The organism is Brenneria tiliae, from assembly GCF_023347575.1.
In the GTDB taxonomy this organism is placed as follows: domain Bacteria; phylum Pseudomonadota; class Gammaproteobacteria; order Enterobacterales; family Enterobacteriaceae; genus Brenneria; species Brenneria corticis.
Window position 1 is genome coordinate 235109 of sequence record NZ_JAKPCB010000097.1, and the last position, 14636, is coordinate 249744.

General features: G+C 58.5%; 11 protein-coding genes. 1 reads left to right on the forward strand and 10 read right to left on the reverse strand.

The window, feature by feature from the left end; all coding sequences use genetic code 11:
• Window positions 1-19: 19 nt before the first annotated feature.
• From aaeB to aaeX, 3 genes are read right to left on the reverse strand one after another with little or no spacing between them, the layout of a single operon-like run.
• A complete protein-coding gene (aaeB, locus tag MFP24_RS12335; RefSeq protein ID WP_249230374.1) occupies window positions 20-1978 on the reverse strand; it encodes a p-hydroxybenzoic acid efflux pump subunit AaeB in 1959 nt (652 codons plus the stop codon).
• A gap of 4 nt (window positions 1979-1982) precedes the next feature.
• Window positions 1983-2903, reverse strand: a complete 921-nt coding sequence (aaeA, locus tag MFP24_RS12340; RefSeq protein ID WP_263458491.1) for a p-hydroxybenzoic acid efflux pump subunit AaeA — start codon at window positions 2901-2903, stop codon at window positions 1983-1985.
• A 35-nt stretch (window positions 2904-2938) separates the two neighbouring features.
• Complete coding sequence (aaeX, locus tag MFP24_RS12345) at window positions 2939-3142, reverse strand: p-hydroxybenzoic acid efflux pump operon protein AaeX (protein WP_109053754.1); 204 nt, start codon at window positions 3140-3142, stop codon at window positions 2939-2941.
• Window positions 3143-3373: 231 nt separating this feature from the next.
• On the opposite strand from aaeX, the gene aaeR reads away from it, so the two are divergent.
• The gene (gene aaeR / locus MFP24_RS12350) at window positions 3374-4309 is read left to right on the forward strand and encodes an HTH-type transcriptional activator AaeR (protein ID WP_249230376.1); all 936 of its coding nucleotides are present in this window, start codon (window positions 3374-3376) and stop codon (window positions 4307-4309) included.
• Between the two features lie 59 nt (window positions 4310-4368).
• On the opposite strand, the gene tldD is transcribed toward aaeR, so the two are convergent.
• The 7 genes from tldD to mreB all read right to left on the reverse strand — a co-directional run bounded on the left by tldD (window position 4369) and on the right by mreB (window position 14599).
• Window positions 4369-5814, reverse strand: coding sequence for a metalloprotease TldD (tldD, locus tag MFP24_RS12355; RefSeq protein WP_249230377.1), 1446 nt, complete (start codon window positions 5812-5814; stop codon window positions 4369-4371).
• A gap of 60 nt (window positions 5815-5874) precedes the next feature.
• Window positions 5875-9696, reverse strand: a complete 3822-nt coding sequence (yhdP, locus tag MFP24_RS12360; protein WP_249230378.1) for an AsmA2 domain-containing protein YhdP — start codon at window positions 9694-9696, stop codon at window positions 5875-5877.
• Window positions 9697-9811: 115 nt separating this feature from the next.
• Window positions 9812-11281 carry a ribonuclease G gene (rng, locus tag MFP24_RS12365; RefSeq protein ID WP_249230379.1) on the reverse strand — a complete coding sequence of 490 codons (1470 nt, stop codon included), beginning with the start codon at window positions 11279-11281 and terminating at the stop codon, window positions 9812-9814.
• Window positions 11271-11864 (reverse strand): Maf family protein, encoded by a 594-nt coding sequence (locus tag MFP24_RS12370; protein WP_249230380.1) that lies wholly within the window; start codon window positions 11862-11864, stop codon window positions 11271-11273. The genes rng and MFP24_RS12370 overlap by 11 nt, the downstream gene beginning before the upstream one ends.
• A 9-nt stretch (window positions 11865-11873) precedes the next feature.
• Complete coding sequence (gene mreD / locus MFP24_RS12375; protein ID WP_249230381.1) at window positions 11874-12362, reverse strand: rod shape-determining protein MreD; 489 nt, start codon at window positions 12360-12362, stop codon at window positions 11874-11876.
• Entirely contained in the window at window positions 12362-13336 is a 975-nt protein-coding gene (gene mreC / locus MFP24_RS12380; protein ID WP_249230382.1) for a rod shape-determining protein MreC, read from the reverse strand. The genes mreD and mreC overlap by 1 nt, the downstream gene beginning before the upstream one ends.
• Window positions 13337-13555: 219 nt before the next feature.
• On the reverse strand, window positions 13556-14599 hold the full coding sequence (gene mreB, locus MFP24_RS12385) for a rod shape-determining protein MreB (protein ID WP_009114770.1): 1044 nt from the start codon (window positions 14597-14599) through the stop codon (window positions 13556-13558).
• Between the last annotated feature and the right edge of the window lie 37 nt (window positions 14600-14636).

Sequence of the window (14636 nt, forward strand, 5' to 3'; positions counted from 1 at the left end):
AGTTGGAGAATAGCCGCGCTTAATCACTCAACGCGTGCTGATATTTATGCAGCATGGCGATTAAACGCCCGACCGGCGCCGTAATGCCCGGCGGCAACCGTCGATCGGCCAGCTCCCGCCGGTACTCGCCAAGCTCATCCAACAGTTGCGCAAAAGACCGGCTGCGCGTGATGCCTCGCCGGGCGTCGACCACCTGCTGCGCCGTGGCGCGCAGTTGGCGATGAAAAGAGGAGAGCGCTTCATCCTGCGGAATATCCAGCGAATGCAGGCGCTGATGCGCGATAATCAACGACAGCGCCAAACGATATTTGGCGATATCGCCGGGGAACATGTTGAGCAGCAGAAATAGCTGCTGATAGAGCGCGGGCAAATGGTTCTTTTTACGCCGCGCCTGATTGGTGGTTAACGCCGATACCGCGCTGTAAACAAAGCGGTTCAGCAGCGTGCGCCCGGTACGGGCTTTGGCATTATCGCGAATCAGCAGAATGACCAGCAGCGCCAGGAAACAGCCGATGATCTGCCCGATGGCGCTATCCAGAAACTGACTGATATCGAACGTCATCGGGTTATCCAGCACCAGAATATTAATCGTACTCGCCAGCGCGCCCAGCGACCCCAGACGCCGCTTCTGCACCTCGATACCGATAAAGAAGGCCATCGCCCCCAGGCTGAGGCACAGCAGCAACATGCTCTGCTGCGTCGCGGGCATGATAACCATAAACATCAGCGCCCCCAGCGGCAGCGCGAAAATCGTGCCGTAGAGGAAATCGATCGCCATCATTTTGGGATTCGGCAAACGCATCGCCAACGACGTCACCACGGCAATCATCACCATACAAACGCTGCCCGATGTCCAGCCGGTAGCGAGCCAGAATAAGCAGCCCACCGCGGTCGCCACTCCCGTACGCAATCCGTTGATCATGGCATGGTGGGTTTCGGCGGACGGCGCTTTAACCTCGACGTCGCTGCTTAGCACATCGGCTTCCACTTTACTGATACGTCCGTTGGTCCGCACGCCTTTGGCCAGCAGCTGATAGCGTGTCGCGGTTCCGACCCAGCTACTCACCGTAGGCGGGATCGCCCGACTGTGGCTGGCGGCAATCAGGTAACGCAGCGTTTTCAGGCGCTGGTGGACATCCCGCATCGATTCAACCGGCTGATCGATGATCCATTTCAGGCTGCCTTTCACCCACGAAGCGTGGTCCTGCAAAATCAGATAGGTTTCGCAGGACTGGGTAATCAGCGCCAGCGATTGCGTATGCATCGCCTTCAAACGTCGACTGCCGTTCTGCCAGCGCGACGACTCCATCATCAAATGAGTGCGCATGCCGTCCAGCGCCGCCGTTTTACGCACCAGCCCATGCCAGGCGGCATCGATCGCCTCTCTTTCCGCCTGATTGATGCAGAGTTGCAGTAACCGGTACTGATCCACCAGCAGCGCTTCGACGCCTCGGTCAACCTCTTCCTTTATCGAACGCGGAGAGAACGCCAAATCCGCCAGAATGACGCACACGATGCCCAGCACGATTTCGCTACAGCGCTCGACGGCAAACTGCGGGGTCAGCAGCGGCGTCTCCTGAATAGAGACGATGATGATCAACGAGGTGTAGCCGGCCAGCCCAAACACATAGGCGTTTTCAACTTTGACCAGTGAAGCGAGCCAGGTGCAGACTCCCGCCCACAAACAGCACAGCATCAGCATCACAACCGGCGCGCGGATGGTCATGATAATAATGACCAATGCGCCGAAACAGCCGATAAACGTTCCGATAATACGCAACATGCCGCGATGGCGGATAGCGCCGGAAAACGGTTCGCCCCCCGCCGCAAAGGCCGGAACGGAGGAGACGATCGCCGCCGTCAGCACCGACCAGCGCGGAGTCGCCAACTGCAAATGAAAACCCAGCAGCAAGGACAGGACAATGGCGAAACTCAGCTTAAACGCAAAGCGGAAGCGCACGAATATTGGGCTTTTCATGATATCAGCCGAACTCGCGCAGGCGGTATAACAGGCGAATCAGCGGCGACGGCTTGCTGTCTTTGTCCACCTGCTCCCCGGTAATCACCACGGTGGCGGTGGTGCCGGCCGGATACAGTTCGCCCATTTGGCGATCGAGTTTGATTTTCACCGGCACGCGCTGCGCCAGGCGCACCCACTCCAGGTTGGAGTCGACGATCGCCAGCCCCTTATCGTCAACGCCGCTACTGCTGTTGTTCACCCCGACGGGCACGCTCTCCACCGTGCCGTAGAAGATGCGCTCACTGCCCAGCGGCGTGATCTCAGCACGATATCCACGGCGCACCCGTTCCAGTTTGGTTTCTTCCATATACGCCAGCAGGTAGAACGAATCTTTTTTCACCAGCGCGACGGCGGTTGAACCGCGGGTAATAAACTCCCCGCGCTGCACATTCAGGTTGGTGACCCAACCATCGGCTGGCGCACGCACCACCGTGCGCTCCAGATCCAGCTGCGCCAGCGCCAGTACGGACTGTGCCTTGGCAAGCTGGTGGATCGCCGTTTCCAGCGCATTGCCCGACTGGTCGATATCCTCCTGCGACATCGCATGAATGCCCAAACGCGTCCGGCGGGCGGCCTCGCGCTTTTTCTCCGTCATCAGCGCCTGATAATAGGCCACATCGGCCGCCGCCTGTGCCTGCGCCTCGCTATAACGGGGTCGATCCACCACGAACAGCACGTCGCCCTGTTTCACCAACTGGTTGTCCGTCACCCGCACATCGGTAAGCAAGCCGCTGACATCGGGGGCGATGGCCACCACATCCGCGCTAAACTTAGCATCCCGCGTCCAGGGCGATTCGGTATAAAACGCCCAGATACGAAATACCGCCACAATGGCGAACAACACCACGACCAGCGTGACGGCCACGCGGCCCAGTTTTTTCATGAGCGAGGAGATAAAGAAAGATTGCACCAAGAACCTCAAAGACCGTAGCGGAACAGCAGATAGAACAGGCAGCAGAATAATGCGGTATTAAACAACGCCGGATGCCAGACGAAGTCATAAATCCCCGTCGGCTGCAACAGCCGGTTCACGACGAAAAACAGCGTCAGCGACACCAGCAGAACAAAAAAGACCGGCGGAAACGACAGTCCGAACAACACCATAACCGGCAGCGAACTCATTCTCTTTTCCTTTATGTTTCATTAGCGGTAACGCATCGCGGCGATGGCGGATGCTGGCGCTGATTCGATAAGCGATGCCGAATCAGCATTTTTCACGCTACGGTGATAACGATGAATGGCTGCAAGCGTTATATAACCCCTCCGGCCTCACCGGATAGGCTATATTATGAATGGTTAATCTTGTCCTATCTACATAGTGTGATCTAAATCACTTTTAAGCCAGAGTGAATAATGGAACGACTAAAAAGTATGGCGGTATTCGCCCGAGTGGTGAAGTGCGGCTCTTTTACCGCGGCGGCGCGCCAGCTCCAGATGAGCGTTTCCGCCGTCAGCCAGACCGTAACCAAGCTTGAAGACAAATTGCAGATCAAGCTGCTTAATCGCAGTACGCGCAGCATCGGCCTGACCGAAGCGGGGAAAATCTATTACCACGGCTGCTGCCGCATGCTGCACGAAGCGCATGAGGTACATGAGCAGCTTTACGCCTTCAACAGCACCCCGACCGGCACACTGCGCATCGGCGGCTCTTCGACCATGGCGCAGATCGTGCTGTCCACCATGACCGCCGATATGCTGAAAGAGTATCCGGGTCTTTCCGTTAATCTGATCACCGGGATCCCCGCGCCTGATTTGATCGCCGACGGTCTGGATATCGTCATCCGGGTCGGCGCGTTGCAGGACTCCAGCCTGTTTTCCAAACGGCTGGGCTCGATGCCCATGGTGGTGTGCGCCGCCAAAGGCTATCTGGCGCAGCACGGCGCGCCGGAAAAACCGGCCGACGTGGTCAATTTCTCCTGGCTGGAATATAGCGTACGCCCGGATAGTGAATTCGAACTGATCGCCCCTGAAGGCATCGCCACCCGGCTGGCGCCGCCGGGGCGTTTCGTCACCAACGATCCGCAGACGCTGGTGCGCTGGTTAAAAGCCGGCGCGGGCATCGCCTATGTTCCCCTGATGTGGGTGACTGAAGAAATTCGGCGCGGCGAAATGGAAATTCTGTTCAACCGTTACCATTCCGATCCGCGCCCGGTTTATGCGTTATATACCCGCAAAGATAACCTGCCGCTGAAAGTACAGGTCTGTATCAACTATATGATTGAGTATTTCAGGAAAGTCGCCCTGACATATCAGGAGTATCGGCAGGATAGCGAGACGGATAAAGACTAAAAAAACCGCGGCGGTAAGCGCGCGGTTTTTCATAAAGATGGCGTGGAAACGGCGTGTGATTACGCCGTGCCGCCCACCGTCAGGCTTTCCAGCTTCAGCGTCGGCTGGCCCACGCCGACGGGCAGGCTCTGCCCCTCTTTGCCGCACACGCCGACCCCTTTATCCAGCGCCAGATCGTTGCCCACCATCGAGATCTGCTGCATCGCCTCAATGCCGGAACCAATCAGCGTCGCCCCTTTCACCGGGCTGGTGATGCGCCCGTTCTCGATCAAATAGGCTTCCGAGGTGGAAAAGACGAATTTGCCGGAGGTGATATCCACCTGGCCGCCGCCAAAATTCGGCGCGTACAGGCCGTACTCGACGCTGGCGATAATCTCTTGCGGCGTGGATTTCCCGGCCAGCATATAGGTATTGGTCATGCGCGGCATCGGCAAATGGGCGTAGGACTCACGGCGGCCGTTGCCGGTCGGCGCCGCGCCCATCAGACGGGCGTTGAGTTTATCCTGCATGTAGCCTTTCAGGATGCCGTTTTCAATCAATACGTTATATTGTCCCGGCACCCCTTCGTCATCCATCGCCAGCGAGCCACGGCGGCCGGCCAGCGTACCGTCGTCAACCACGGTGCAAAGCTCGGAGGCCACCAGCTTGCCCATCTGGCCGCTGAATACCGAAGTGCCGCGGCGGTTGAAATCCCCTTCCAGACCGTGACCGACCGCTTCATGCAGCAGCACTCCCGGCCAGCCGGCGCCCAGCACCACCGGCATGGAGCCTGCCGGGGCCGCTACCGCCGACAGATTGACCAACGCCATGCGCACCGCTTCCTTCGCCCAGGCTTCGACGCGAGGCTCGCCCTCGTCCGTTTCCCAGAAATAGTCATAGCCGCCGCGCGAGCCGCCGCCGCTGGAGCCGCGCTCGCGCTTGCCGTCCGCTTCCACCAGTACGCTGATAGAGAGGCGAACCAGCGGACGAACATCCGTCGCCAGCGTACCGTCGGTGGCGGCCACCAGCACCAACTCATACACGCCGGTCAGGCTGGCGGTGACTTCCTGCACCCGGGCATCGGCGGCCCGGGCCACGGCGTCGGCACGCTGCAGCAGGGCGATCTTGTCTTCGCGGCTCAGGCTGTCCAACGGGTTAAACTGCGGATAAAGCGCGCGGTGGGACACTTCGCCCAGCGTATGTGCCGTGCCCGTCCCCTGTTCGCGCACGATGCTGCGCGCCGCCTGAGCGCTTTGGTGCAGCGCGTTCAGCGTGATCTGATCGGCATAGGCGAAACCGGTTTTTTCACCGTTGACGGCGCGGATCCCCACGCCCTGATCGATATTGTAGGAGCCGTCCTTGATGATGCGGTCTTCCAGCACCCAGGACTCATGATAGCTGGACTGAAAATAGAGGTCGCCGTAATCCAGACGACGTTCATTTAACAGCTCCAGCACAGAGGAGAGGTCTTGAAGATTCAACTTGTTTGCGGTGAGTAATTGCTCACTGACAAAAGACAGACTCATATTTTTTCACTCTTTATTAGATGAAATCGGGTGAACGCGGCGCGCCGACCGGGTATGCCGCTACTCGCCTTTCTTCCGGCTCGTTTCACGCTGCACTTCCTGAATCTTTGGTTGATCGAGACTACCGGAAATCTGGTAGCGGATCAGCGAAATCTTGTTCCATAACGGCGCCAGCACCTTGCTGGCGGCAAATACGGCGGCCCCCACCACCGGGTTCACGGCAAATGCCGCCGCCACGCCCACCGTGGCGGAGATTTCCGGCGCCACGGTCACGTCCATATTAACCTGGCGTTTCACCAGGTCGACGTCGCCTTTCATGGCGATATCCGCTTCCAGCCCGTCGACCAGCATATCATCGGTATGCAGCACGCCGTCTTTAATCCACGCCGTGCTGCGAATGGAATCAAAGTAGAAACCGCTGCCGAAGGTGTCGCTAAAATCAAGCTGGAGTTTACGCAGCAGAGCGTCGAAACTTATCAGGCGCAGTAACTGCCCCGCCTGTCCCGTCCCCACATCGGCAACTTCGCCTTTACCTATCCGCGTATGCAGTATGCCGCTCAGGCTGGCGATATCCGGCGCCCAGGGCGTGCCGCGCCAATAAAGATCGTAATCGACGGCGAAAGACCCGGCGCGCAGCGGCGTATCGATGCCGAACCAGTCGGCATTCTGCACCAGGCTATCGCCCGATACCCGCCCCTTCAGCGCGGTGCGCACCCCCTGCGGGTTGTCCTGCCAGCTGCCGTTCACCGTCAGGCGGGCTTTACCCGTATCGATAATGCCGTCGCTTAAGGTCAGTTTCTCTTTTTCCGGCTGCAACATTCCCTGAATATGACCGAAATTCTGCCCGACAAACCAGCATTGACGGCAGTTTATCTGCAATGCGGGCCAATTCTCAAAATTCATGCCCACGTCGCTTAACGGCGATTTTTTCTCAGCCAGCGCCACCGGGTTGGTCGCCTCATCACCTTTCCACTGCGGATTGTAATAAAGATAGCGGATATCGCTGCGCCATACGCCGCGCCGCGGTATATCCAGCGTCGCGTCGATTTCACGCCCCCGAGCCTGCACCTCGCTGCCGCTCAGGGTATTTTTGCTGATAATCGACAGATCGTGCCATTGCTGCCCCAGCAGCTGGAGCTGCGGGGTACGCAAGGTGACTTCCGTCGGAAGGCGGAAACGGCTGGCGGCGCTATCGACGTTCAGCGACGAGCGCGCGGAGGGCAGCAGCCCAAGCCAGCGTTCGCCGTCCAGCGCGGGAAGGTCGAAAACCAGCGCCGACGCCGACGGCAGCGGCGGCAAGCCGCTCCCTTTGCGCCAGTTGGCACGCGCCAGCGTTACCGTATCGCCTTTCAGCAACCATTGGCTGTTGAACCAGTTATCCTTGCCCAGGTTACCGTGCAGAGTGAAGCCGTGCAGATCGCCTTTGGCCTTCACCTGTAAAGGCAAATTCTCCCCGGCGGGTTTATTCAGCGGGCTGGGTAAGTGACTGCTCACTTTGCTTAAGTCCGCCTGTAGATCCACGTCAAACTTCGGAACGCCCTGATAAGGCAGGCTCACCGACACGGCGCTTTGCCAATCCGCGCCGCCGGATATCTGTTGCCTTAACGGCGCCGGCATGCCGGGGAAACGGGACGGTTGCCACGTCCCCTGCAGCCCGACATTCACCTGATAGGCCCGCTCCTGCTCTTCGGTGGTGAAATCCACCGTTATCGGCTGATTCAGCCAATTCGCCCGCAGGGTTTCACTGCGCAGATTGCCATTGTCGTAGCGGAACCCGCCGGTCAGATTTTTTAGCGTGCTGGATAACGGCTTAATGTAAAGGCTGTTGTTATTCAATACGATATCGCCGCCGGCCCGGACTTCTCCGCCGGCCAGCGGGATGTCCAGATTCAGCGTCCCCTGCACCGGCCCGCCAAGCTGTAACTCCTCCAGCGCGGCCCCCAGCGAAGATTTCAGCGGCGTTTGCCGGAAGTAGTTACCCACTTCCGGGCCGGGACCGTTTAACTCGCCCGCGACCAACAGCCGTTCTTGCTGATAATCAGGGATCGCCGCGCTGATATTCCTGCCTTCCACTTTCCCCAGCCAGGCTTGCGGCGCCAGCATCCATAGGCCGTTATTGGCGAAATCGAGATTGATATCCAGCGGCGTTAACGCCGGCCACCCCGGCTGAAACGCAAAGGTGGAATTTTTCACCGGCGCCCAGACTTCAAACTGCCCTTCCCTGTGGGAGAAGGGAAAACGCTGCGGATTACCCGCCAGTATCAGCGTGCCGTTATCCACCCGTCCGCTCTTCAGCGCTCCGCTCAGATAATCCACCAGTTCTTTTCCCATCAGGGGCTCGGGATAGTAACGCCAGGCGTCCGCGGCGTCCGTCAAACGCAGCCCCGCCAGCAGGTCCAGCCTGGGCTCGCCCTTGGCGGGCTGCCGATAATGAAAATCGCCGTTGATCCACAGCGACCTGGCCTGAACGTCCAGCCCGTGACTCCACAGCTCCCATCCCTGACCGTCGTAACGCCAGTCAAGTACGCCGCCGGCCTGGCTGATTTCCAGCGGCGCCCGGAAGGTCCCGTTGTTCGGCAGCGTGCTCTCGGCCAGATGCAAATCCACCTGCCCGCGCTCGACGCTGCCGCTCACGGAGCCGGAAAAGTGATCCATACCCGGCAACCGCTGCCACGCCTGCCAGCTCACGTCATGCCAACGGGCCTGAAAACGGCTCTTCTCCGGCTGTTGCAGAGGAATATCCACCGCGAGCGTACTGAGCCTGCCCTGTGGCTGCAGCAGTTCCCAGCGTTCCTTTAATTGCGGCGTGGTGGTGGACAGCAGCGGCAACAGCGCGCCCAAACGCGCCAGATCCAGATTGCTGGCGCGCAGGCGTAATTCCTCCTGCCGATCCGGTCCCAGCAACTGGGTGTTCTGCGGCAGCCAAAGCGCGGAAAATTGACCTTTTGGCCAGGGGACGCCGTCCGTAGTCAGATTCAGCTCCGGCACGGCAAGCCGCCAGCCATTTTCCTGACGGCCGACGTGCAAAACCGTATCGTCGACGTCCAGGCGATGGGCGTCTTCGCCTTCTCCCCAGGTCGCCGTTCCCTGATTGAGAAACACATGCCCGCCGTAAATATCGCCCTTGCGCACGTCAAGCCAGGCGGCCAGGCTGAAGTCCGCGCTTTCCAGCCCGGTGTTGTTCTTCATCCAGCGGCTGAACCAGGGCTTCATATCGATATTGTCGGCCTGCAGGTAAAGCGTGCCGTTATTGAGCACCCCCTGATCATCGTCCAAATCCATCCGCATCTGCACCACGCCGTGCTGGCCGTTAAAGCTCGACAGGCTGATCAGCCCCTCGGCCCGATGGCGTTTGTCGGCGTTCAGCCAGGTAAGCTGCGGAATGCTGAATTCGGCGCGGGCGCCGGACGGCGTAAGAAAAGAGATATGGCTGTCGCGCAGATCGAAGTGATCGAACTGACGCAGAAAAAGATCGTTCAGTCTCCCCGAGGTCATCAGGTCATCGTTCTGGCGCTGCCCGAAGAGCGTGGTATTGAGATCGAGCCGTAGCTGATAGAAGGTGAGATCGCGGAACTGCCAGCGCCAGTGCAGCAATGATTGCCAGACGTCCAGCGCCAGCGTAATGCGTTCCGCCCGCCAGTCCGACTCCGGCAGGGAAGTGTGAAAATTTTTAATTTCCAGCGTGGGGCCGAAAGATTCCCAGCGTCCTTGCAGCGAGCCGATTTCCAGCGGAACCCCGGCAACGGACTGCGTCCAGGCCACCAGCCGTGGCCGGAAGTGATCGAGCTGTGGCAGCACCAATCTTAAACCGCTGACTAACAGCGCAACAATCACAATAAGAGTGGCGCCCGTCGCTAGTAATATTCCGGGCAATCGCCTCACGTATTTCTCCTTGTTTTCGCGAAAGCCGCTTTCATCGGGGGAGTGCGGAGTATGCCGTTCAACCCTAAGCGCGCCCGAAAAGCGCCCCCAGTGGTGAAGCGGGTTGCAGGCAAACTTACATCATGACCACGTCGAACTGTTCCTGACTGTACAGGGGTTCAATCTGCACTCTGACCTGTTTGCCGACAAAAATTTCGACCTCGGCCAGCGCGTGCGATTCTTCGCTTTTCAGCGCTTCCCCCACCGCCGGCGAGGCATAGACCAGGAAGCGATCGGTATCATAAGCGTGATGGACGCGCACTATCTCCCGCATAATCTCGTAGCAGACGCTTTCCACCGTTTTCACCGTTCCCCGCCCATGGCAAGTCGGGCACTCATGGCACAATACGTGTTCTATACTCTCACGGGTGCGCTTACGGGTCATCTCCACTAATCCTAGTTGAGAGAAGCCATTAATACTGGTTTTTACCCGATCTTTACTTAATGCCTGCTCCAGAGAGTGCAGTACGCGGCGCCGGTGATCTTCGTTGTTCATATCGATAAAATCGATGATGATAATGCCGCCGAGATTGCGCAGCCGAAGCTGGCGGGCCACCGCCTGGGTCGCCTCGATATTGGTATTGAAGATGGTTTCGTCCAGATTGCGGTGGCCGACGAATGCCCCGGTATTGATATCGATGGTGGTCATGGCTTCGGTCTGATCGATAATCAGGTAACCGCCGGATTTCAATTCGACCTTTCTGTCCAGCGCCCGCTGAATTTCATTTTCCACATCGAACAGATCAAAGATGGGCTGCGTGCCGACGTAATGCTCCAGCTTATTGGTCATTTCCGGAATATATTCCGCGGTAAATTCCAGCAGGGAATCATAGGTCAGCCTGGAGTCCACGCGGATACGGTCCAGCTCCGCGCCGGCGAAATCGCGCAGGATGCGCTGCGCCAGGGCCACTTCGCCATAGAGCTGATATTTGGTCTGGTTACGTTTTTTACGCTCCATAACCTTGGTCCACAGGCGCTTGAGAAACGCCGCGTCCTGGGAAAGCTCCACCTCGCCGATCCCTTCCGCGGCGGTGCGGATAATAAACCCGCCCTGCTCGTCGCAATAGTCGGCGACGGTTTTCTTGAGACGCTCGCGCTCGGCCTCGCTTTCAATGCGCTGTGAAACGCCGACGTGCGACGCCCCCGGCATAAACACCAGATAGCGCGACGGCAAGGTGATATCCGTGGTCAGGCGGGCGCCTTTGGTGCCCAGCGGATCTTTCACCACCTGCACCATCAGATCCTGTCCCTGACGCACCAGTTCGGCAATATCGCGCACATGAAAGTTTTTCTGTTCGTCGCCGGCGACGCACTCGGTGTGCGGCATAATATCGGACGCGTGCAGGAACGCCGCCTTATCCAGGCCGATATCCACAAACGCCGCCTGCATACCCGGCAATACCCGGCTTACCCGGCCTTTATAGATATTGCCGACGATGCCGCGCTTGGCTTCACGCTCAATGTGGATTTCCTGCAATATACCGCCATCAATATAGGCGACCCGCGTTTCCGACGGGGTAACGTTCACCAGTAGTTCAGCAGCCATGTTTTCCTCTCGCAATCCGCAGCGCGGCAAAATTACCGAACAACTCATGAGTTTCCACCAGCGGTAATCCTACCACCGCGTGGTAACTTCCCTTTATCGATTTGACAAAACAGCCGCCTTTGCCCTGAATGCCGTAAGATCCGGCTTTATCCATCGGCTCGCCGCTGGCGATATAATTATCGATATCCTGACGGGAAAGCGGGCGAAATACGACCTCGGTCACCACCAGACTACTTAACGTATCGCGCCTGTCGGCCAGCGCCACGGATGTCATCACCTGGTGACGCTGCCCGGAAAGCTGCGCCAGCATCCGGGCGGCATGAGCCTCATCGCGTGGTTTTTCCAGCACCTGTCCGTTTAATACCACAATAGTATCCGCGCCCAGCACCGGCAAATCCGCCGGCGCGACCCGTACGCCCGCCGCCGCTTTCTCATGCGCCAGGCGGCGGACATAGGTTTCCGCCGCCTCATCCGGCAAACGCCGCTCCTCCACCGCCACGCTCAGCTGCGCAAAAGGGATATCGAGCAGCGCGAGCAGTTCCCGGCGACGGGGGGAAGAAGAAGCCAGATACAGTTGATGCATGGGCAAGCCTTATTGCACGGTAAACTGACGGCGTATTTTACGCATCAGCAGGAACAGCCACGGCCAGAGCACGCCATCGACCACGCTATTCCAGAAAGCCTCCGGACGAAAGGCGATGTTAATCACCAGAAACTCCGCCCAGAACACAATCAAATCCATCAGCAGCGAAAGCAGCATGACGATCAATGCCTGCTGCCATAGCGCCATATTACGAAACAGCTGGAATTTAAACGACACCAGATAAGCGATAATACTTAAACCCAGCGCCCGCACGCCCAGCGTGGATCCCAAAATCAGATCCATAATCATGCCCAGCACAAACCCGGTTCCCACGTTAACCCGGTGCGGCAGCGCCATCACCCAGTAAATCAGGAACAGCGTCAGCCAGGAAGGGCGATAAGCGTAAATCTGTTCCGGCCACGGCATAATCTGCAATACCATCGCGATCAGAAAAGAGAGCCAGATAATCCAGTTGCCATGACGACGGTAGCGATTCATCAGCGTACTCCCGGCGGCGCGGCGGCAGGATCGGCGACCGGCGGCGGCGGCCCCATTTCGTCAGGCGAAGGCAATACCTGCGGCATCATCTGCATCAGCCGCTCATTGGCGACGCGGTGAACTTCCGCCGGCGGTAAAGCCGTGCTGGCGTTTCTGTCCACGCCCCACAGCAGCAGCAGATAGCGCAAACGCTGCAGGCCGGCGGTCGGGCGCGCCCGTATCACCGTATAGGCCCGTTGGGTATCGATGGCGACCGATGACACCACCGCGACAGGATAGCCTTCCGGGAAACGGCCCCCCAGCCCCGACGTCACCAGCACATCGCCGACGCGAATATCCGTGTTATTGGGCAGGTGCTCCAGCTGCAGGTCGTCGGTACAGCTATTGCCGGCGGCAATCACCCGGATATCATTGCGCAGCACCTGGATCGGCAACGCATGGGAAACATCGCAAATCAGCAAAACCCGGCTGGTAAACTGTCCGACCGCGATCACCTGGCCGACCACGCCTTTGTCGCTGATGACTGGCTGGCCTTCGTACACGCCGTTTACCCGGCCTTTATCAATCACGACCTGGTCGCTGTAGGGATCGGTTCCGGCGGATATCACCTGGGTCACCATCTTTTGCTCATCCTGGCGCAGCGGAGAACCCAGCAGTTCGCGCAGGCGGGCATTCTCTTGCTTCAGTTGCCCCAATAGCAGCAAGTCGCTGTTTTTCATCAGCAACTCCTGACGAAGCGCGGTGTTTTCCAGCCCCAGCTGTTCACGACTGGCCAAAGATTCCGACATGTTATCCAGCACCTGGCGCGGGCCATTGGCCAGAAAATAGAAAGGACTGACGGCGGTATCCATATAGGTTCTGATTTTAACGAACGCACCGAGCCGACTGTCAGCAATAATCACCAAAATCGCGGTGACGACAGCAAGAAAAAGTCGCAGTTGCAGGGAAGGTCCCCTGCTAAAAATCGGCTTCATAAAATTTGCGTATTCCTTTCATCGACGGCAGCAATAAATCGCCAGGAGCGATTTTCAACGTCGCTTGCGACGGCCCGCAGGGTGGCGGGCAGGGATAGCCCGCCATAATAAATCGCCAGGAGCGATTTTCAACGTTGCGCGGCGGCATAAAAAAAGGGGCCGCCGTGCGGGATGAAAAACCTATGCCTTCCCCCATACGGCCCCCCTTTTCCGACCGAATTATTCTTCGCTGAACAAATCGCCGCCGTGCATGTCGATCATTTCCAACGCTTTACCGCCGCCGCGCGCCACGCAGGTTAACGGATCTTCAGCCACCACCACCGGGATGCCGGTCTCTTCCATCAGCAGGCGGTCCAGATTGCGCAGCAGCGCGCCGCCGCCGGTCAGCACCATGCCGCGTTCGGAAATATCGGAAGCCAGCTCCGGCGGACACTGTTCCAACGCCACCATCACCGCGCTGACGATACCCGTAAGCGGTTCCTGCAAGGCTTCCAGAATCTCATTGGAGTTCAGGTTAAAGCCGCGCGGTACGCCCTCGGCGAGGTTACGGCCGCGAACCTCGATTTCCAGCACTTCATCGCCCGGATACGCCGAACCGATCTCATGCTTGATGCGCTCCGCCGTCGCTTCGCCGATCAGCGAGCCGTAGTTACGGCGAACATAGTTGATAATCGCCTCATCAAAGCGATCGCCCCCGATACGCACGGACGAGGAATACACCACGCCGTTAAGTGAAATCACCGCGACTTCGGTGGTGCCGCCGCCGATATCCACCACCATGGAGCCGGTGGCTTCGGAAACAGGCAAACCCGCGCCAATCGCCGCCGCCATCGGTTCCTCAATCAGGAACACCTCGCGCGCGCCGGCGCCCTGCGCCGATTCGCGAATCGCCCGGCGCTCCACCTGCGTGGCGCCGACGGGCACACACACCAGCACCCGCGGGCTCGGACGCATAAAACTGTTGCTGTGCACCTGCTTGATAAAGTGCTGCAACATTTTTTCAGTCACAAAGAAATCCGCAATCACGCCGTCCTTCATCGGGCGAATGGCGGCAATATTACCGGGCGTACGGCCCAGCATCTGTTTAGCGTCATGGCCTACGGCGGCTACGCTTTTCGGAGAACCGGCACGATCCTGACGAATAGCGACCACCGAGGGTTCATTCAGTACGATGCCCTGCCCTTTAACATAAATCAGGGTATTGGCGGTACCCAGGTCGATGGACAAGTCATTGGAAAACATGCCACGAAATTTCTTAAACATAACGAAAGGATAATCCTGCAAGCTGGGGGCGAAAAAT

What these genes read in the sequence shown, in the direction of transcription:
- aaeB (WP_249230374.1), bottom strand. Translation starts at nt 1,978, where the DNA reads ATGAAAAGCCCAATATTCGTGCGCTTCCGCTTTGCGTTTAAGCTGAGT.
- aaeA (WP_263458491.1), bottom strand. Translation starts at nt 2,903, where the DNA reads ATGAAAAAACTGGGCCGCGTGGCCGTCACGCTGGTCGTGGTGTTGTTC.
- aaeX (WP_109053754.1), bottom strand. Translation starts at nt 3,142, where the DNA reads ATGAGTTCGCTGCCGGTTATGGTGTTGTTCGGACTGTCGTTTCCGCCG.
- aaeR (WP_249230376.1), top strand. Translation starts at nt 3,374, where the DNA reads ATGGAACGACTAAAAAGTATGGCGGTATTCGCCCGAGTGGTGAAGTGC.
- tldD (WP_249230377.1), bottom strand. Translation starts at nt 5,814, where the DNA reads ATGAGTCTGTCTTTTGTCAGTGAGCAATTACTCACCGCAAACAAGTTG.
- rng (WP_249230379.1), bottom strand. Translation starts at nt 11,281, where the DNA reads ATGGCTGCTGAACTACTGGTGAACGTTACCCCGTCGGAAACGCGGGTC.
- MFP24_RS12370 (WP_249230380.1), bottom strand. Translation starts at nt 11,864, where the DNA reads ATGCATCAACTGTATCTGGCTTCTTCTTCCCCCCGTCGCCGGGAACTG.
- mreD (WP_249230381.1), bottom strand. Translation starts at nt 12,362, where the DNA reads ATGAATCGCTACCGTCGTCATGGCAACTGGATTATCTGGCTCTCTTTT.
- mreC (WP_249230382.1), bottom strand. Translation starts at nt 13,336, where the DNA reads ATGAAGCCGATTTTTAGCAGGGGACCTTCCCTGCAACTGCGACTTTTT.
- mreB (WP_009114770.1), bottom strand. Translation starts at nt 14,599, where the DNA reads ATGTTTAAGAAATTTCGTGGCATGTTTTCCAATGACTTGTCCATCGAC.